General features: G+C 62.1%; 12 protein-coding genes. 10 read left to right on the forward strand and 2 right to left on the reverse strand.

The window, feature by feature from the left end; all coding sequences use genetic code 11:
- Nucleotides 1-157 precede the first annotated feature (157 nt).
- The 8 genes from dnaE (at nt 158) to ACQRC0_RS02375 (ending at nt 14,543) form a co-directional block, all read left to right on the forward strand.
- Nucleotides 158-3,961, forward strand: coding sequence for a DNA polymerase III subunit alpha (gene dnaE / locus ACQRC0_RS02340; RefSeq protein WP_427727452.1), 3,804 nt, complete (start codon nt 158-160; stop codon nt 3,959-3,961).
- Nucleotides 3,962-4,123: 162 nt separating this feature from the next.
- Nucleotides 4,124-7,597, forward strand: coding sequence for an SNF2-related protein (locus tag ACQRC0_RS02345; RefSeq protein ID WP_427727453.1), 3,474 nt, complete (start codon nt 4,124-4,126; stop codon nt 7,595-7,597).
- A 165-nt stretch (nt 7,598-7,762) separates the two neighbouring features.
- Nucleotides 7,763-8,125, forward strand: coding sequence for a desulfoferrodoxin family protein (locus ACQRC0_RS02350; protein WP_427727454.1), 363 nt, complete (start codon nt 7,763-7,765; stop codon nt 8,123-8,125).
- 117 nt (nt 8,126-8,242) lie between these two features.
- Nucleotides 8,243-10,228: a hypothetical protein gene (locus ACQRC0_RS02355; protein ID WP_427727456.1), complete on the forward strand. Its 1,986-nt coding sequence runs from the start codon at nt 8,243-8,245 to the stop codon at nt 10,226-10,228.
- A gap of 294 nt (nt 10,229-10,522) precedes the next feature.
- The gene (gene ruvC / locus ACQRC0_RS02360; RefSeq protein WP_035137351.1) at nt 10,523-11,044 is read left to right on the forward strand and encodes a crossover junction endodeoxyribonuclease RuvC; all 522 of its coding nucleotides are present in this window, start codon (nt 10,523-10,525) and stop codon (nt 11,042-11,044) included.
- Nucleotides 11,044-11,664 (forward strand): Holliday junction branch migration protein RuvA, encoded by a 621-nt coding sequence (ruvA, locus tag ACQRC0_RS02365; protein ID WP_427727458.1) that lies wholly within the window; start codon nt 11,044-11,046, stop codon nt 11,662-11,664. The genes ruvC and ruvA overlap by 1 nt, the downstream gene beginning before the upstream one ends.
- A complete protein-coding gene (gene ruvB, locus ACQRC0_RS02370) occupies nt 11,664-12,731 on the forward strand; it encodes a Holliday junction branch migration DNA helicase RuvB (protein ID WP_427727460.1) in 1,068 nt (355 codons plus the stop codon). Before ruvA ends, ruvB begins: the two co-directional genes overlap by 1 nt.
- Before the next feature lie 144 nt (nt 12,732-12,875).
- Nucleotides 12,876-14,543 carry a formate--tetrahydrofolate ligase gene (locus ACQRC0_RS02375; RefSeq protein WP_427727462.1) on the forward strand — a complete coding sequence of 556 codons (1,668 nt, stop codon included), beginning with the start codon at nt 12,876-12,878 and terminating at the stop codon, nt 14,541-14,543.
- 494 nt (nt 14,544-15,037) lie between these two features.
- Here ACQRC0_RS02375 and ACQRC0_RS02380 read toward each other — a convergent pair whose 3' ends face one another.
- Nucleotides 15,038-15,274: a hypothetical protein gene (locus tag ACQRC0_RS02380; RefSeq protein ID WP_427727464.1), complete on the reverse strand. Its 237-nt coding sequence runs from the start codon at nt 15,272-15,274 to the stop codon at nt 15,038-15,040.
- Between the two features lie 138 nt (nt 15,275-15,412).
- Between ACQRC0_RS02380 and ACQRC0_RS02385 the strand changes: the two genes are divergently transcribed.
- Nucleotides 15,413-16,369 (forward strand): hypothetical protein, encoded by a 957-nt coding sequence (locus ACQRC0_RS02385; RefSeq protein WP_427727465.1) that lies wholly within the window; start codon nt 15,413-15,415, stop codon nt 16,367-16,369.
- Between the two features lie 18 nt (nt 16,370-16,387).
- On the opposite strand, the gene ACQRC0_RS02390 is transcribed toward ACQRC0_RS02385, so the two are convergent.
- On the reverse strand, nt 16,388-17,569 hold the full coding sequence (locus tag ACQRC0_RS02390) for a cation diffusion facilitator family transporter (RefSeq protein WP_427727468.1): 1,182 nt from the start codon (nt 17,567-17,569) through the stop codon (nt 16,388-16,390).
- Nucleotides 17,570-17,787: 218 nt separating this feature from the next.
- Here ACQRC0_RS02390 and ACQRC0_RS02395 point away from each other — a divergent pair, with 218 nt between their 5' ends.
- Nucleotides 17,788-19,125: a hypothetical protein gene (locus ACQRC0_RS02395; protein ID WP_427727471.1), complete on the forward strand. Its 1,338-nt coding sequence runs from the start codon at nt 17,788-17,790 to the stop codon at nt 19,123-19,125.
- Nucleotides 19,126-19,217 lie beyond the last annotated feature (92 nt).

Consider the following 19,217-nt stretch of genomic DNA (forward strand, 5'->3'; position numbering starts at 1 on the left):
ATTCCGACCCCGACTCGTTCGCCGTCAGTCAAAGGGTAGCTAAAAAAGCCCCGTCCCAAATTAGCTACCCGTGTGGGTTTGGCTAGGTTCGGGCGCTGTCCGTGCCGTGGGGTAAAATCGTTCAGTCAGAACACGAACCCGCATCGGAGCTCATCACATGGCATTCGTCCATCTGCACAACCACACTGTTTTCTCCATGCTCGACGGCGCAACCCGTATCCAGGATATGGTCAACCGTGCCGTAGAGCTGGGCATGCCCGCCGTGGCCATTACCGACCACGGCTACATGTATGGCGTGCCCGATCTGGCGCTGGCCTGCGACGCCGTCAACCACAATACGCCCGAGTACAAAACGTGGAGCCACGACAAGGCCTTCTTGGAAAAGGACCGCCGTGACGAGCTGGTGGAGCCCGATCCCGAGGCAAACCCGCGCGAGCATGCCCAGTATGTGAAGGACATGGCCATGTGGGACGAGAAGGGCAATATCGACGAGCTCAAGCCGCCTCTGGTCATCAAGCCCATCTTTGGCTGCGAGGTCTACTTTACGCCGGACGAGACGCTCGCCCGCGACCACAAACCCGAGCTCTACCACATGATCCTTCTGGCCAAGGACCAGGAGGGCTACGTCAACCTGATGCAAACGGTCTCCGAGGCCGCCGTGCAGGGCTTTTACTACAAGCCGCGCGTGACGCTCGACAACCTGCGCCGCCACGCCAAGGGCATGATCTGCACCAGCGCCTGCATCGCGGGCATCATCCCCAAATACATCGACCGCGGTGACATGGAAGGCGCCATCAAGTGGGCCGAGACCTTCCGTGATACCTTCGAGCCTGGTGACTTCTACATCGAGATCCAGGAACACGGCATCACCACCGATAACGGCCTGACCGACGAGCAGATGGACCGCACGCTCATTGATATCGCCAAACAGGTGGGCGTCAAGGTCATCGCCACCAACGACTTCCACTACCTGCGCCGCGAGGACGCGCCCGTGCAGGACGTCATCATGTGCATCGGCATGAACGCCAAGGTCGACGACCCCAACCGCATGCGCATGACCGGCTCGGAGTTTTACATGAAGACCGAGGAGGAGATGCGGGCGATGTTCCCGTATTGCCCCGAGGCCTGCGACAACACGCTCGAGATCGCCGACAAGTGCTACGTTGAGCTGGACTGGGACTCCATCATCCTGCCGCGCTTCCCGCTGCTCGATCCTGGCGAGACGCACGAGAGCCAGTTCCGCCGCGAGTGCGAGAAAGGCCTGCGCCAGCACTACGGTGACGACTGGGCCACGCGCGAGATCGGTGGCGTCAACATCAAAGAGCGCTTTGAGTACGAATACAAGGTCATTTGCGACAAGGGCTTTGCCGCCTACTTTTTGATCGTCGCCGAGTACGTGCAATGGGCCAAGGACAATGGCATCGGCGTCGGCCCCGGCCGTGGCTCGGCCGCCGGCGCTATCGTCGCCTACGCCATGAACATCACCGCGTTCGACCCGCTCGAGAACGGTCTGATGTTCGAGAGGTTCCTGTCCCCGCAGCGTACCGAGATGCCCGATATCGATATGGACTTCGACGATGAGCGGCGTCTCGAGGTCGTGGAGCACGTTCGCCAGCTCTACGGTCCCGAGAAGGTCACCCACGTCATCACCTACTCGACCATTAAGGCCAAGCAGGCCATCAACGATGCCGCGCGCGTCCTGGACTACCCGGTCTACATGGGCCAGCGCCTGTCCAAGATGGTCTCGAGCGACCCCAAGGTCAAGCTCAAGCAGGTGCTCGAAAAACAACCCGGCAAAGAGGACCTGTTTAACCCCGACTTTGCCGAGGCCTATAAAAAGGACGACGACGCCCGCCGCATCATCGACACGGCGCTCTCGATCGAGGGCCTCACCCGTGGCGAGGGCGTGCATGCGTGCGCCGTTCTGATCTGCCGCGACCCCGTCAACGAGCACGTGCCCACCAAGCTCGACACCAAGGGCGGCGTCGAGATTACCCAGTACGAGGGCCATACCGTTGCCGACATGGGCCTGCTCAAGATGGACTTCTTGGGCCTGCGTACGCTGACGGTTATCTCCAAGGCCAAGGCAAACATCAAAAAGAACTTCGGCATCGACATCAAAGAGGAAGAGATTCCCTTTGACGATCCCGAGATCTTTAAGCTCATGGGCTCCGGCCACACCGCCGGCGTCTTCCAGGTCGAGTCCGCCGGCATGACGGCCACGATCAAGAACATGAAGCCCACCGAGTACAAGCACGTCGTGGCATTGATCGCCCTGTACCGCCCGGGCCCGCTGGGCGCCGGCATGGTTTCGTCCTACATCAACCGTATGAACGGCAAGGAGCCGGCCGTCTCCTACGACGACCGTCTGGACGACATCCTGGGCGAAACCTACGGCACCATGGTCTACCAGGAGCAGGTTATGCTCATCTCCGTCGAGATGTGCGGCTTCTCCAAGGGCGAATCGGACTCGCGTATCCGTAAGCCCGTGGCTAAGAAGAAGATCAAGCTGCTCACGTCGACGGTGCTCCACTGGGAGGATGGCTCGGACGAGACCACCTACGACCACTGGATGAACGGCGCCATCAAGAACAACTACACGCGCGAGGTCGCCCAGAAGATTTGGGACGATGTTCTCGAGTTCGCGTCCTATGCCTTCAACAAGTCGCACTCCGCCGGCTACGCCATCTTGGTTATGCAGACGGCGTGGCTCAAGGCGCACTATCCGCACGAGTACATGGCGGCCGTCCTGACGTCCTATACGGGCAAGACCGACAAGATCGTGCACTACGTCTCGGCATGCCGTCACGACGGCATCCCCGTGCTTTCGCCAGATGTCAACGAGTCCGGTACCGAGTTCACGGCTACCAAGGAAGGTGTGCGTTTTGGTCTGGCCGGCATCCGCGGCGTGGGCACCGGCGTGGCGCAGGCGATTATCGCCGAGCGCGAGGCGGGCGGTCCGTTTAAGACGCTGCATGATTTTGTCGAGCGCGTGGACTCGAGCCAGGCCAACCGTCGCGTGATCGAATCGCTCATCAAGGCAGGTGCCTTCGACTCCACGGGGTATCCGCGTCGTCAGATGATGCACTTTGTGGACAAGAACAACCCCGAGAACATCATCGATGCCGCGGCAAAGCGCCAGAAGGATCGCGCGAGCGGCCAGACGTCGTTCTTCGACATGTTTGGCGACGTTGAGGGCTCGGGCTTTGAGGTGAGCGTACCCGATCCGGATGGCCAGGAGTGGGACCGCCACCTTAAGCTGAGCCAGGAGAAGGAGGTTCTGGGCATCTATGTCTCGGACCACCCGCTGCGCCCGTTTGAGTATGCGCTCAGCAAAGCGCGCGACTTCTCGTTTTCGCAGATCGACACCGGCTACGAGGTGCAAAACCCCACGGGCGGCACCATCAACCAGGAGATTCCCGAGGGCAAGGCGCTGTGGTGGGCCGGTATGGTCTCGAGCGTGTCCAAGCGCGTGACCAAAAACGGCGACCCCATGGGCATCGTGCAGCTCGAGGACATGGAAGGCGAGGCCACGGTCGTGGTGTTCCCCAAGACCTTCAAGGAGGCCGAGGGGTATCTGTACGGCGAGGTCGACCCCGAGACCGGCGCGCAGCTGTCCGATGCGTTTGTGCGCATTAAGGGCAAGCTCGAGCGCTCGGACCGCGGCGACCAGATCATCGCGCAGGAGATTGTGCCGCTTGAGCTCAACGAGGAGAACAACAAGCCCAAGGTGTTTGAGGTCATGGTGCCCAACAGCCGCTTTAGCCAGGGCAACATGGCGCGTCTTGCCACGGTGCTCACCGCCAACCCGGGCGGCGACCGCGTAGAGATCTTTATCGAGCAGGCGGACGGGCGCGTGCTGCGTGCCGAGGTACCTGCTAAGGTCAACGCACGCTCGATTCCGCTGTTGGCCGAGGCCAAGGCCATCGTGGGTAACCAAGGCAGAGTGACGGTTATCTAAGGACGCCGTTGGCGGGGTAGCTAATTTGGGACGGGGCTTTTTTAGCTACCCTTTGGCTGACGGCGAATGAGTCGGGGTCGGAACACATCTCAACCGACATATGGGGGTAGCTAAAATAGCCCCGTCCCAAATTAGCTACCCCGGGTGAGATTGGAGGAAGCGATGGCGCAGGGGACGTTTGTGCAGACGCTTCGTAAGGAGGCGGCGCTCAGCAGTACCTTTATGAAGGGGCGTTCGCTCATGCTCAACGGCGCCGTGCTGTCGTTTGAGGACTCCGGCTCGCGCTTCTCCAAAAACGTGAATATCGAGGGTACGGTGCGTGGTTCGCGCGGCGACCTGTATAAGACGCACGTGGCGCTCGATATGGACGAGCACGAGGTTGTCGACTACGACTGCGATTGCCCCGCCGCCTTCCGCTATTCCGGCATGTGCAAGCACGCCATCGCCACGGCGTTGGCGTATCTGGATGCCAGCGGCGCCGAGCCCGTCGAGGGTTTGCGCACGCCGGTCCGCACGTTTACGGTGCCGCCCGCACAGTCCAAGCAGCCCACACGCCCCGCGCCCAGCGCATCTCCGGTCAACCCCAACTTTCCCTTCCCGGCGCCCGTGCCCACGAGCCCGAGCCTTGTGGCAGCGCTTTCCGATCTTTCGGACGCGCGCATGGATAAACTCGTGGCCATGCGCCGCAAGCTCGCTGGCACCATTGACCCCGATGCGCCCAAAGCAGTGCTGGAGCCCTCGCTGGTGCCGTACTACAATCCGCTGTTTGCCGATCGCTTTAGCTGGGCGCTTGAGTTTCGCATCCGCTGCGGCTCGGTGTCCTACGTGGTTAAGGATATCGACGGCATGGCCGATGCCTATGCGCGCGGCGGTACGTTCTCCTATGGCAAGAAGCTTACGTTCCTTCATGCGCCCGAGGCTTTCGATGATGTATCGGCAAAGCTGCTCGACTTTGTTGCAATGACGGTCGCCTACCTAGGCGATATTACGAGCTCGCGCTCGGCATCGTACGACTTTGCCCGCAGCGGTTTTGTCGCCGAGCGTCAGCTGCCGGTATCCGAGTATTCCATCGTGTCCGTGCTGGACCTGCTGCGTGGCAGGACCATGTCCTTTGAACCTGCTTGGTCGCGGGGGACGACGACGCACCGCGCCTACGAGGTGACGGTCGAGTCGTTGCCGGAAGGGGAGGGCGAAGTCCCGGCTAAGCGCCCGCCGCTGATTGCTGCCAAGATTGTGCCGGCAGCCGGGGGCAGCTACGACTTGCGCCTTCCGGCCGATACGTACTGCTTTGCCTCGGGCGACGTCGCCTATCTGGTCGATACGCGCCGCGCGCGCCGTACCGACACGGCGTTTGCCCAACATGCCGCGCCGTTCCTATCGCACTTGTTGCCCTGCCGCACACCGGTCCATATCGCCGCCGACCAGGTGGGTGAGTTTTGCCGCATGGCGCTGCCTATCTTGCGCGACTACACCGACCTTACCGCGCCCGCTGCGCTCGATACCGTGGCGCCCGAGCCAAGCTTTGCCATGGCGATCGGCGTCGATGATGGGCTCGTGACCTGCAACATTACGGTTACCTACGGCGACTGGTCGGCAGATCTCTTTAGCATGGGCGCTCCGGGCAGCCCCTTCGAAGAGCGGCGCCCGGGCGTGCCGCCGCGCGACGAGGTGGCAGAGTTTCGCGTTATGGATACGGCGGCTCTGTATTTCGACTTTTACGAGGGTGGCCTGGCGTTTGAGGAACGCGATGACGAGAGCCTGTTCCACTTGCTGACTGAGGGCCTGTCTGCCCTGTCCGAGCTGGGCGAGGTCATGCTCAGCGACCGCCTGCGCCAGATCTCGGTCCGCCCTGCGCCCAAGCTTTCGGTGCGCGCCACCGTCAAGAGTAACCTGCTCGACGTCGAACTGGGCGCGAGCGGCCTTTCGGCGGCAGACCTTGCCATCTACCTCGATTCCTACAAGCGTCACCAGACGTTTGCTCGTCTCACGTCGGGCGACATCATTCGCCTGGACGAGGGAGCGCGCGCCGCGTTTGGTCTTGCCGAGGATCTGGGGGTCGATGCTGTCGACCTGCTCGACGGCGTGTCGCTTCCCGCGTCGAGTACCCTGTTCGTCGACAGCATGCTTGCGCGCACGTCCGCGCTCGAAGCCGATCGCGACGCTGCATTCCGTCGCACCGTCGAGCGCCTGGACACGCTCGGCAAGATGGACTTTACGGTGCCGGCCTCGCTCAAGGCCACGCTGCGTGGCTACCAGGTCGATGGCTACCAGTGGCTCGGTTCGCTCGAACACCTGGGCCTTGGCGGCATCTTGGCCGACGACATGGGCCTGGGCAAAACGCTCCAGATGATCGCGCATATCCTGGCGCGCGTGGAGGCGGGGGACGCTAAGCCCACGCTTGTGGTGTGCCCTGCGTCGCTCGTGTACAACTGGACTGCCGAGCTGGAGCGCTTTGCCCCGTCGATTGATGTGTGCGCCATTGTGGGCACCAAGGCCCAGCGTCGCGTGCAAATTGCCGGCGTGGCCGAGCATAACGTGGTCGTGACGTCGTATGACCTCATGCGCCGCGATATCGACGAGTACGTCGAGCAGGACTTTGCCCGCGTGGTGCTGGATGAAGCCCAGTACATTAAAAACCCGCTCACGCAGGTGGCTCGCGCCGCAAAGCGTCTGCCGGCCGGTGTGCGCTTTGCCCTGACGGGTACGCCCATCGAAAACCGCTTGTCCGAGCTCTGGAGCATCTTCGACTTTTTGATGCCGGGCCTGCTCGGCACGCGCGAGTCGTTTGCCAAGCGCTTCGAAAGCCCGGTCGAGCACGCCGAGGGTGACAGCGCCGCTCGCCTACAGGCGCTCGTGTCGCCGTTTGTGCTGCGCCGCGTCAAGGAAGACGTGGTGGCCGACCTGCCCGAGAAGATCGAGGATACGGTGATGGCGCAACTCACCGGCGAGCAGCGCAAGCTCTACCTGGCCAACCAGGACCGCATTGCCCAGCAAGTGCAGCACCGCGAGGCCGGGGAGTTCAAAAAAGATAAGCTCAAGGTACTTGCCGAGCTCACCAAGCTGCGCCAGATCTGCTGTGATCCTCATCTGCATTACGCGGACTACAAGGCCGGAAGCGCCAAGCTCGATACGTGTATGGAGCTCGTCCACGGCGCGCTCGACGGCGGTCATCGCATCTTGCTGTTCAGCCAGTTTACGGGCATGCTCGATATCATCGGCAAGCGCCTGGCCAAGGAGGATATCGCCTTCCTTAAGCTTACGGGCGCATCGTCTAAAGAGAGCCGCGCCAAGATGGTTGCGCAGTTCCAAGCGGGCGAGGTGCCGGTGTTCTTGATTTCGCTCAAGGCGGGCGGCGTGGGCCTTAATTTGACGGCTGCCGACGTGGTCATCCACTACGACCCGTGGTGGAACGTGGCGGCGCAGGACCAGGCGACCGACCGCGCCCACCGCATTGGCCAGCAGCACACCGTGACCGTGTACAAGCTCATCGCCAAGGACACGATCGAGGAACGCATCATGCAGATGCAGGAGTCCAAGCGCGACCTGGTCAACAGTGTGCTCGGCGGCGATGGCATCTCGTCGGCGCTGTTTACCCGCGAGGATGTTCTGGCGCTGCTCGGTGGCGACGGTCGCTAGCTGCGCGCGGGATGGGGCTGCCGGGCTGGGCCAGGTCGCCGGTTCGTCCTGGCCCGACCGCTTGCCTCACCCGTTATGTGTTCATTTGCAATGCCATGGATGGTTCGGCGCTCTTTGGGCATAAGAACTAACGAGAACATTGGCACATCAGCAAAGGAGAACATCATGGCGAAATTCTTTAAAGACTCCGACGGCAAGCTCGTTGCCGCTCTTGGCGACGACGTTGCGTCCCCTGCCGGCTGCACGGAGCTGACGGCAAACACCGAGGATGCGGCGCACGAGAAGCACGTGCCTGTTGTCGAGATCGAGCGCGACGGCCACGTCATTCGCGCGCGCGTGGGCTCGACGGAGCACCCCATGCTGCCCGAGCACTACATCGAATGGATCGCGCTTGAGGCCGAGGGCCGCCTGGAGGTCCATTACCTTGAGCCCGGCATGAAGCCCGCGACGTTTTTCGCTGGCGGCTCCAAGACCGGTACCGTCTATGCCTACTGCAACCTGCATGGGCTGTGGTCCGCGACGTTCTAGGAGCGCGCCCCCGCTCGGGGTATCATAGCTAGCATATGCACATGCAAGCGCCGGCTGCATTATGCGGCCGGCGCTTTTACTACGGTTTCGATGGTTTACGACGGAAAGGGCTGGGCCATGAAGCTCGCACTTGCACAGATCGATATGCGCCTGGGTGATATTGAGGGCATTTGCGGTCGCATCGAGGACCAGGCTCGTCTGGCCCACGAGCGCGGGGCGCGCGTGCTGTGCGTCCCGGCTCCGCTCTTTATGGGTGCTCTGCCCGGCGGCCTGATGGGTACTGCCGACTTTGAGCACGACATGCTGACAGGCCTGACCGGTGTTGCCGAGCGTATCCAAGAGCTCGATACGATCTGCATCGTGCCCGCGGCGGTTTCGTTTGAGGGCCAGCCGCTGCTCGACTACATGATGCTCAAGGACGGTCATGTGGTGCCGGCGCGATCGAGCATTGCCCTGCAGCGTGGCGAGAACAACGACACGCGTTGGGCGCCGCCGGTGTTCGACGTGGACGGCGTGCGCATCGCCGTGATTTTTGACTTGGACCGCGAACTCGAGATGTTGCCGACCGGTGTTGACCTTATTGCGTATTTCCAATTCAACGCGTTTGACATGACCGACCGCGAGACTGCCGCCATCGCCGCCGTTCGCAGCGGTGCCTACCGCAAGATCGCATCTAAGCGCAGCGTGTGGTTTGCCTGCATGGCGCCGGTCGGTGCGTACGACGAGTCGGTATATACCGGCGGTTCGTTTGTGCTCGACGACTGCGGTCGCGTGGTGGCCCAGGCGCCGTGTTTTGAGGAGAGCCTGCTGGTTCAGGAGATTCAGCGCGGCGTGATGCTCGATGCCCTGGAAGATCACGAACTGCCCGAGTTTCGTTCCGAGGAGTGGCTGTGGCAGGCGCTGGTGCTCGCCGTGCGCGACAATGCCCGCGCTCGCGGCGCGTCGCGTGCTGTGGTGGCACTCGAGGGCGACTTGACGTCGTCCCTGCTGGCGGCACTTGCCGTTGACGCTCTGGGCCCGCGTAATGTGATTGGCCTTGTGCTGGGGCGCAACCGTATCTTTACGCCGGCTCAGGAAGAGGCCGAGGCTGCCCGCTGTGCCGCCGTCCGCGCGATTGCCGAGCGCCTGCACATTCGCACCGTCGAGCGCGATGCACCGGATGCGGCGCGTGTGCTCGATCGCGACGTGTCGGCGGGCGATGCCGAGCGTCTGCGCTCGCGTGCACTGGGCCTGATGCTCGAGGATACGGCGCTCGAGCTGGGCGCCATGGCGTTGAGCCCGCTCTCCAAGACCGAGTACGCGCTAGCGGCGCCCGCACTGTCCGGCGGCTACCAGGGCGACTTTGCGCCCTTTGGCGATGTGTACCTGTCGACGCTTGAGTTTGTGGCGCGCGTGCGCAACCGCACGTCTGCCGTGGTGCCCCAAGAGCTCGTGACGCTCAACGCGGTGGAAGATTGTATGGAGCGAGTGCTGGCGCAGGCGCTCTCGACGCTCGACGGTCCGGTCGATATGCTCGACCGCGCGGCACAGCTGCTCGGCGGGCTTGAGCCGGGTGAGGTCGATGGCGCGCTCGAGGCGCACGTGGACCGCAATCGATCTTTCGACGACATCCCGATGGCCGCTGGCAAGCCTGAGGCCTGCTCGCTGCTGCTGATGCTCGTTCGACAGGGTGAGGCTGCCCGTCGCATGTTGCCGACGGCGCCGATCGTTTCGGCCCGTTCGTTTGCCGAGCGCGCTTGGCCGTACATGCTTGCGTGGTCCGATTTGGGGCTCAACGGCAAGGAGCGCATGACGGTTGATTCACTGGCGCGCGCCGAAGTGCGCCGCTTTGCCGATAGCGATACGGGCGATCGCATGCGCGGTGAGATGATGGGTCTGTTGGGTGAGCTGTTGGGTATTTCGCCCGAGCAGATGGAGGAGCTGCGCTCTGAGGACGGTCAGCGTCGTTTGCACGAGGGAATGAAAAAGTTCGAGGGCGAGGTCCAGGACGCCATCGAAAGGATGATGGGCGGCCAGGGCGGACCGCAGGGCGGGCCCCAGGGCACGCCGATGCCACATCCGCCGGTGGATCCCCGTCAGTTTCCTTTTTTCTCGCAGAACTAAACTGGGGATGGGGCCAAGGTTACGCGGTTTTGCCAAACCGCGTAACGAGTCGACGCTACGCGAGCCCCTGCCGGGCCATCTGCCGCTCAAACCGTCGCTTGCGTACAGAAGTACGCGGCGCTCCTCTTTCGCGACACCTTGCCACGGCAGAGACTCGCTCGCTGACTTATGCTCAACCTATGGTTCGACCTTGCTTGCCAGATACGGTCGCTGTTGTGTTATTCTAGAACAGACGTTCGTGAATAGTGCGTGGGGCCTTGCCTTGCGCTGCGCTTGTGGCGAGGGGAGGTTGGCTTGGTTATCTTGGGTATCGACCCTGGTTTGGCCCATACGGGGTGGGGGATTATCGAGGAGCGACGTGGCGAGGTTCGCTGTCGTGCCTATGGCTGCATCGAGACCAGTGCTGGAAGTCCGCTCGCGGTGCGCCTGTCGCATATCGCCCGCGACCTCAAGGGCGTTGTCGAACGCTATCGTCCCGATACCGCTGCTATCGAGAGCATCTACTTTGGCGCCAACGTTCGTTCGGCCATCCCCACGGCGCATGCCCGCGGCGCTGCGCTTGTGGCGCTTTCGGAGTGCGCGCTCGAGATTGGCGAATACACGCCTATGCAGATTAAGCAGGCTGTTGTGGGCACCGGCGCTGCAGACAAACGGCAGGTCGCCTACATGGTGCGTACGCTCACGCAGCTCGATCACGACCCGCACCCCGACCATGCCGCCGATGCCCTGGCCTGCGCCATCTGCCACGTTAACCTCAGCCGCACCCGCGCGCTTACCGGCGGCGAGTTCTATCAACAGAGAGGAACCGGATACTGATGATCTCCCAGCTCCACGGAACGCTTGTCGAGGCCACGATGAGCTCTGCTATCGTCGATGTGTCGGGCGTGGGCTTTGAGCTCGGCATCTCGGGCAGCACTGCGGCCGCGTTGCCGACGCCCGGCGGCGAGGTCCGCCTCTACACGCGCATGCAGGTGCGCGAGGACGCCATGACACTTTTCGGATTTTCCTCAAAGGACGAGCGCACAATGTTCGACCGGCTCGTGTCCGTCTCGGGCGTTGGCCCGCGCTTGGCGCTCGCCGTGCTTTCCACCTATACCGTGGGGCAGCTGTATTCGCTGGTGATGGCCGAGGACGACAAGGGCATGGCCAAGGTACCCGGTGTGGGTAAAAAGACAGCTCAGCGCCTCATTCTGGAGCTCAAGAGTACCTTTGCTAAGGATAAGGGCTTTGTGCCGGTCGACGTGATTCCCGGACAGGTTGCGATGCCCGTGCCTGCTGCCGCTCCCTCGGCCATCGATGATGCCCGTGCGGCACTCCTTTCCATGGGCTTTAGCCCGCAGGAGGCCGATGTCGCTCTGAGCGGGTATGATGGGCAGGATATGCGTGTCGAGGATCTGCTCGGCGCGGCGCTTAAGCGACTCGGAATGGATGCGTGATGTGGGAAGCCGATGACTCTCAGGACCTGTGGGCGACGCCCGGCAGCTCGCCGGCGGCATCCATGGCGCATGGCGAGCGCATGGTGGGCTCGGAGCTGACGCCCGAGGACCTCGATGTCGACCGTACCCTGCGTCCCCAGCGCCTGGACGACTACTGCGGTCAGGAGCATATCAAGCAGAGCCTTCGCGTGCTGATCGAGGCGGCGCAGAGCCGTGGCGAGACGCTCGACCACGTGATCTTCTCGGGCCCTCCGGGTCTGGGCAAGACCACGCTGGCCACCGTTATCGCCAACGAGCTGGGCGCTCAGATTAAGACGACGAGTGGCCCAGCCATCGCGCGCACCGGCGACCTGGCGGCCATCCTTACCAACTTGCAGCCGGGTGACGTGCTGTTTATCGACGAGATCCACCGCCTCAACCGTTCGGTCGAGGAAGTCCTGTATCCCGCGATGGAGAACTTTGCGCTCGATATCGTGATTGGCAAAGGTCCGGCGGCGCGCTCGATTCGCCTGGATATCCCCAAGTTTACGCTGGTGGCGGCAACGACCCGCTCGGGTATGCTGACCGGCCCGCTGCGCGACCGTTTTGGTATTTCGTATCGCCTGGACTACTACACGGTCGAGGAGCTTGCTCAGATCGTGACGCGCTCGGCAACCATTTTGGGCGTGACAATAGACCATCCGAGCGCGCTCGAGATCGGCTCGCGCTCGCGTGGTACGCCGCGTCTTGCCAACCGCTTGCTCAAGCGCGTGCGCGATTACGCCCAGGTGCGCGGCAACGGTCCTATTGAGCTTGATATCTGCCGTCAGGCGCTCGAGTTCTTTGAGATTGATGAGCTTGGTCTGGACTGGATGGACATTCGCATCTTGGAGACGCTCGCCAAGACGTTCTCCGGCCGTGCCGTTGGCTTAACCACGCTTGCTAGTGCGGTGGGCGAGGATCCGGGTACGCTCGAAGATGTCTACGAACCCTACCTGTTGCAGTGCGGATTGATGATTCGCACACCGCAGGGTCGCCAGGCAACCCTGCGCACCTTTGAACACCTGGGGATTGAACCTACCGTTTAGGGCGCTTTGTTTTGGCGGGCTGTTAGGCTATCGCTGGGCATTGGATAAACATATCGCCGTTCATCGGTTACGGGTGTTTTACTATTGCGCGCCCGTGCTATGCTGAATTGGTCTTTTTCTCATCCGGTAACGAAAGGACCGCCCATGCCTACTGACATCGAAATCGCACGTTCCGTCACGCCGCTGCCCATTACCGAGGTGGCCAAGAACGCCGGCGTCGACGTTAAGCACCTGATTCCGTACGGCTTCGACAAGGCTAAGGTCGACTATTCCCTGCTCAACGAGCCGACCGATCACCAGGCCAAGCTTGTCCTCGTGACCGCTATCAATCCCACGCCCGCAGGCGAGGGCAAGACCACCACGACCATCGGTCTGGCCGACGGTCTGCGTCGTCGCGGCGTCAAGAGCGCCGTTGCCCTGCGCGAACCTTCGCTCGGCCCCGTCTTTGGCGTAAAGGGCGGTGCCGCCGGCGGCGGCTGGGCCCAGGTCATCCCCATGGAGGACATCAACCTGCACTTTACCGGTGACTTCCATGCTATCGGTGCCGCCAACAACCTGCTGGCAGCCATGCTCGACAACCATATTCAGCAGGGCAATCAGCTCGGCATCGATGTTAAGCGCATCACCTGGAAGCGCGTCGTCGACATGAATGACCGTCAACTGCGCCATGTTATCGATGGCATCGGCGGCAAGGCCCAGGGCGTGCCGCGCGAGGACGGCTTCGATATCACCGTTGCCTCCGAGGTCATGGCAATCCTGTGCCTGTCCACGAGCATCAACGACCTCAAAGAGCGCTTGGGCGAGATCGTTGTCGGCTACAGCTATGCCGGCGAGCCCGTCCGCGCCCGCGACCTTAAGGCCCAGGGCGCCATGGCCGCGCTGCTTAAGGATGCGCTCAAGCCCAACCTGGTGCAGACGCTCGAGGGCACGCCCGCGTTTGTCCACGGCGGTCCCTTCGCCAATATCGCCCACGGCTGCAACTCCATCATGGCCACCCGCATGGCCATGCGTTTTGGTGACGTCGCGATTACCGAGGCCGGCTTTGGCGCCGACCTTGGTGCCGAGAAGTTCCTGGACATCAAGTGCCGCATGACGGGCGTTCGCCCCAGCGCCGTCGTGGTCGTCGCCACCGCCCGCGCGCTTAAGTACAACGGCTGTGTCGCCAAGGCCGACCTCAACGACGAGAACCTCGAGGCCCTTAAGGCCGGCATGCCCAACTTGCTGCGTCACGTCGACAACATCCAGAACGTCTATGGTCTTCCCTGCGTGGTCGCCATCAACCGCTTCCCGACGGACACCGAGGCCGAACTTGCGCTCATCGAGTCCGAGTGCCAGAAGCTCGGCGTCAACGTTAAGCTGTCCGAGGTTTGGGCCAAGGGCGGCGAGGGTGCGCTCGACCTGGCCGATGAGGTCATGCGCCTGATTGAGCAGCCGAGCGAGCTCAAGTTTGCCTACGAGGACGGTACCGATGTGGCCGACGCCCTGGAGGCCGTTGCCACCAAGGTCTACCGCGCCGATGGCGTCGACTTTACGCCGGCTGCCAAGCGCCAGCTCGCCGAGCTGCGCGAGAACGGCTTTGGTAACCTGCCGGTGTGCGTCGCCAAGACCCAGTACAGCTTCAGCGATAACGCCAAGGCTCTGGGCGCGCCCGAGAACTTCCGCATCACCGTGCGCGAGCTCAAGGTTTCCGCCGGTGCCCACTTTGTGGTCGCGCTGACCGGCAGCGTTCTGACCATGCCTGGCCTGCCCAAGGTTCCCGCGGCCGAGAATATCGACGTCGACAACGACGGCAACATCACCGGCCTGTTCTAAGCCTGTTGCCCCTAGCTGCCTGCCCGCCCCGCCGCGCCTACCAAGGCCCGGCGGGGCTTTGTGCGTACCTATACCGATAGCTACGTTCCTCCGTATCGTTCGGAACAGGTGACGAGGTCGGCGTACTACAAGATTCGAGCTATTCCTGCGGTCAGGATGTGACGCCTGAGTATCCTTGCGCCACGCATGTGCCCAACGAGTAGGGCAAAGCAACAGGGAGTGAACTGAACAGTCCCCGGTGGCGCAAAACGCAGCGCCGTCGGGGACTTTTTGATGCAAATTGGCTCCGAGACAAGCTGTCTGGGCCAGCCGCGCCACGAAAAGCGCCCATCTACTACGTTTGCCAGGGTTGGACCGACCATGGAGCGTTTTTTAACAATCTGGCAAGACGTTTACCTGCGGTTTTGTTAACACAAATATGGCTATGGTTGGCACCCTTGGGTTAAACGTAGTAGATGGGCGCATTTTATGGTTCACAGCCCAAGAAGAGGTCGTTAGCCGCGCTGGAGGCCGAAAAGTTTGGCGTTGCGCTCGGCGACCATCATGTTGATGTCGGCGATTTCCATCTCGCCGTCAATGTAGGGCTGGTAGGTACCGTACGGATCGCCGGCTCCCAAGCTGCAGCTGCCGCAGTTGTCGCAGCTGCCGTTGCCGCAGTCAGCGAGCGCCAGTTTAATGATCTCCTCACGCTCGGCACGCGTCGTGTCCTTGATGAGCTTGCTTTTTGCCATGACATATCCTCGATTCGCTTGTGACCGTCGGCCGCGCATGTCTTGTAGATACCGGCGGGCTTTGTCCATCATAGGCTTTTGCGCGGGTAGAATGCATGGATAACTTGATGCTTACGGGCGACGGAAAGGAATCGTTGCATGGACCAGGACAAGACGACCGTAATGGGTGGCTACGGCTCCCCGCGGACGGGCAATGGCGCCGATGAGACCCGCGTCGTGCCGAATCCCGGCTACGCTGCCCCCGATACGACGCAGGTGTCGGCCGATCCCACGCGCGTTGTGAATTACGGAAACGCGGCGCAGGACCCGCATGGTGTCTCATCGCAGAACCCCTACGGCAACGCGGCGGTAGACCCTTATGATGACCTGCCGCAAAATCCCATTCCGCAGCCTCAGCAGACCACGTATATGCCGCGCACGGCACAACCGCGCTACGAGTCGCACGACCGATACGCGCGCGAGCCGTATCGTGAGTATCCCAAGTCCATCCCCCAGTATGGCGAGGACGAGGAGAAGAAGCCTTCGCGTTCGTCGAGCGTGATTAAGAAGATCCTCATCGTGCTGGCGATCTTCTTTGCCTTGTCGGTTGTGTTTGCCATCGTGTCGGGCATGCTCAACAAGCGGGGCGCCACGACTGATACCACGGCCGAGCAGACCGAGACTGCCCAGTCCGGCACCGTCGACCTGAGCGATATCCCGGGTCAGTACTGGTCAAACGCCAAGAAGCTCCTCAAGTCGCGCGGGGCCGATCTTTCGAATGCCGTGATTCTGACCGACGACGGCTCGACGCCCGTCGTCGATGCCAACTGGGTCGTCACATCTGCCTACTACAACGGTGACGGCAACCTTGAGATTCAGCTCACGCGCAAGGACAGCTCGTCGAGCAACGCGTCCGGCGACCAGGGCACCACGGACAGCTCGAGCTCCAACACGCTGGAGGACCTGAGCAACAAGGCGCAGGAGCTTGGGGATAAGGCCCAAGAGCTGGGCGACACAGCCCAGAACCTCGGTGATACTGCTCAGAATCTGGGCGATATGGCAACGAACGCCTGGGATGCCCTGCAAAACGGCATTTCGGGCGCGCGGGGAAACTAGCGGCCGAGCGGAGCGGGGCTACAACTGTTCTGCCGGACGGTCGGGCGAGCTAAAGCCCGAGTCAAACGTGACAACGCATGATGCATCGGGCCTGCGCTCGTGCACGATATGCGTTACGCGCTCCAACAGCTCGTCGTCGGAGATGCGAAAGCCGTCGGGACGCACCAGGTCAAATGACACAAAGCCATCGTGTTCGTGCAGGTCATGGATGGAGAGCGCGGGATCGATCTGTATGACGCCACGCTTGACCCAGCCGCGCAGGTCGTCGCCGGTGGTGGCGATGGGGTCGCAGTGCAGCGTGATGTCGATGCCCATCTGGCGTTTGATGTCGTGTTCGATGGTGTCCAGGATCTCGTGGTGCTCAAAGGCATCGCCCTCGCCGGGCATTTCCACGTGTGCGCTGGCAAACTGACGGCCGGGGCCGTAGTCGTGCACCATGAGGTCGTGTGTGCCCAAGACCTGGGGGTACGACATGATCCTGTCGCGGATTTCCTGGACGAGCTTGGGGTCGGGCGCTTGTCCCAACAGCGGGCTGATGGCGTCGCGCACCAGGCCCATGCCGCTGATGCAAATGAAGATGCCCACACCCAGGCCTGCCCAGCCATCGAGGTCAAAGCCGGTCGTCTGCGAAATAAGCGCCGCCGCCAAGACCGAGCCCGAGGTGATGACGTCGTTTTTGGAGTCCTGCGCCGTGGCGATGAGCGTCTCCGAGTCGATGCGGTTGCCCAGCGCGCGGTTGAATGCGGCCATCCATAATTTGACGAGCATGGACAAGACGAGGGCTGCTAGGGAGACCAGCGTGTAGGCGGTGGGGGAGGGCTTGATGATCTTGGTAATGGACTCGAGCACCAGGTTGATGCCGACGGCACAAACGAGGACGGCGACAAACAAGCCGGCGAGGTATTCGTAACGGCCGTGGCCATAGGGGTGGCCTTCGTCTGCCGGGCGGCTGGCAAGGCGGAACCCGAGCAAGCTCACAATGTTGCTCGAGGCGTCGGAGAGGTTGTTAAAGGCATCGGCGACAAGCGAGACAGAGCCGGCGAGCAGACCCGCGATGCCCTTGGCCAGGCACAGGGTAATGTTGAGGCCAATGCAGATGAGGCTTGCGGCAAAGCCCGCGTTGGTGCGACAAGATGCATCGACCGGCTCGCCCTCGCTGCCGGGAACAAGTGTATGTACCAGCCGATTTACAAATAGCATGGCGTACCTCCTCGCATCCTCGTTTAAGGGGATAGTGTAGCTCGCATGGGCGCGCCGTGCGCCGATGCTCAGAAAATGCAGCAATGGTCTGCTGGAGCTAACGATCGGGGCTTCTTGTCCGACCGGGTGCTCCATTTTGGGCCACATGGGTATGGGCTTGTGCCTGCCTGCCCGACATACTTAATGTCGACAGCCCCTGCGTAAAGGAGGATGTATCCATGGACGAGATGTTTGCCATTAAATGCCAAAACTGCGGAGGCCCTATGTACTCGCACCAGGCTAAACGCAGCTTTGAGTGCGCCTATTGCGGCACGGTCGTTCCGTGGCAGGCCGATGCGGGGGAGCCCAAGAGCGCCCTGGGCATTCGCCATGCGCCGCTGACGGTTGTCGATGGGTTGCTTAAGCTCACCCATGTGTCGCAGCTCGAGCGCCCGGTGGACCCCGACTGGTATTTCTTTCATGCGCACTGGCGCAACCAGTCGGTTCTGGAGCATCTACTGTGGGAGGACCGCGGCACGGCGCAGGAGTTCCAGGAGGCCACGCACGTGAGCATCCCGTGCCCCTTCTGTGGCGCATCCTTCGAAGGCGAGTCAACGCAGCGCGTGTTTGAATGCCCGTCCTGCGGCAATAAGATCGGCGTTGCAGACCTACTCAAGCCCGGTACCTTTAGCAAGCGCCTGACCATGGGCGTTGGTGCGGAGTATGTACCCGAGCAGGGTATTCCCTGCGAAATCTCGCCGCAGCAGGCACGTGCCAACGCGCTGCAGCTGGTGCACCAGTATGCGGAAGCCTTTGCCGGTCACGATGTAGAAGACGCGATCCAAAACGACATGATGCTCTTCTACTTTCCCATGGCGCTCGCGGATTTGCGCATGATGGCGTCCTTCCCGGGCAAGGGGCTGAGCAAGGAGACCTTGGTGTACTACGAGGTGCTCGACTGGGCATATCCGCGGGCAAACTACCTGGACGTTCGTCTTATGGGCATTTTGGAGCCGTGGGACTTTGGCAAGGTGGGGCCGTTCGATCCCGCCATGCAGGAAGGCGACTTCCGCGTTGTCTCCGTCGATGCGTCTACCAAGGACCAGGTGGTCATTGATAAGCTGGCGCTCGATGTTGCCGGAAACGATGCCGAGGCGGTGCTGGGGCTCAATAAAAAGAGTATCCGCACGTGGGCGCGCAAGGCCCGCAAACACAAGGATGGTCTGGTGATGGTGCCGGTCTACTTTGTCGATCGTCCCGCGTCGGACAGTCGCGATGGCGAGCAGGTGCGCATTGCCGTAAACGGCCAGACGGGCCGCGCGGCCGCGGTAGTGTTTAGCGACAAGCGCGAGACACATGTGGTGGCACCGCTCAATCCCAACGTGGTGCTGTCGAGCGAAAGCACCGTGCACGCCACGCCCATCGAGGTCAAATACGTTAAATCGCCGTTTCTGTACCAGATCGTGCGCCATGGAGGCGGCGGGCAACCGCGTCAGGTGGCAGCGGTAGTCGAGGGCTCCTACCGAGAAGAAAAGTCCAAACGCAAGGGCCTGTTCGGCGCGCTATTTGGTAAGTAGGGGAGTAGTGCCGGTTGGCGCTGTAACTTGAAGGTTAGGGCTACGGGGCGGCTCGCAGGGGTGCGGGCCGCCCCGTTTTTGTGCGGCGGCAG

Origin of the sequence: Collinsella sp. SGI.033, from assembly GCF_050315135.1 — a bacterium.
Taxonomy (GTDB): domain Bacteria; phylum Actinomycetota; class Coriobacteriia; order Coriobacteriales; family Coriobacteriaceae; genus Collinsella.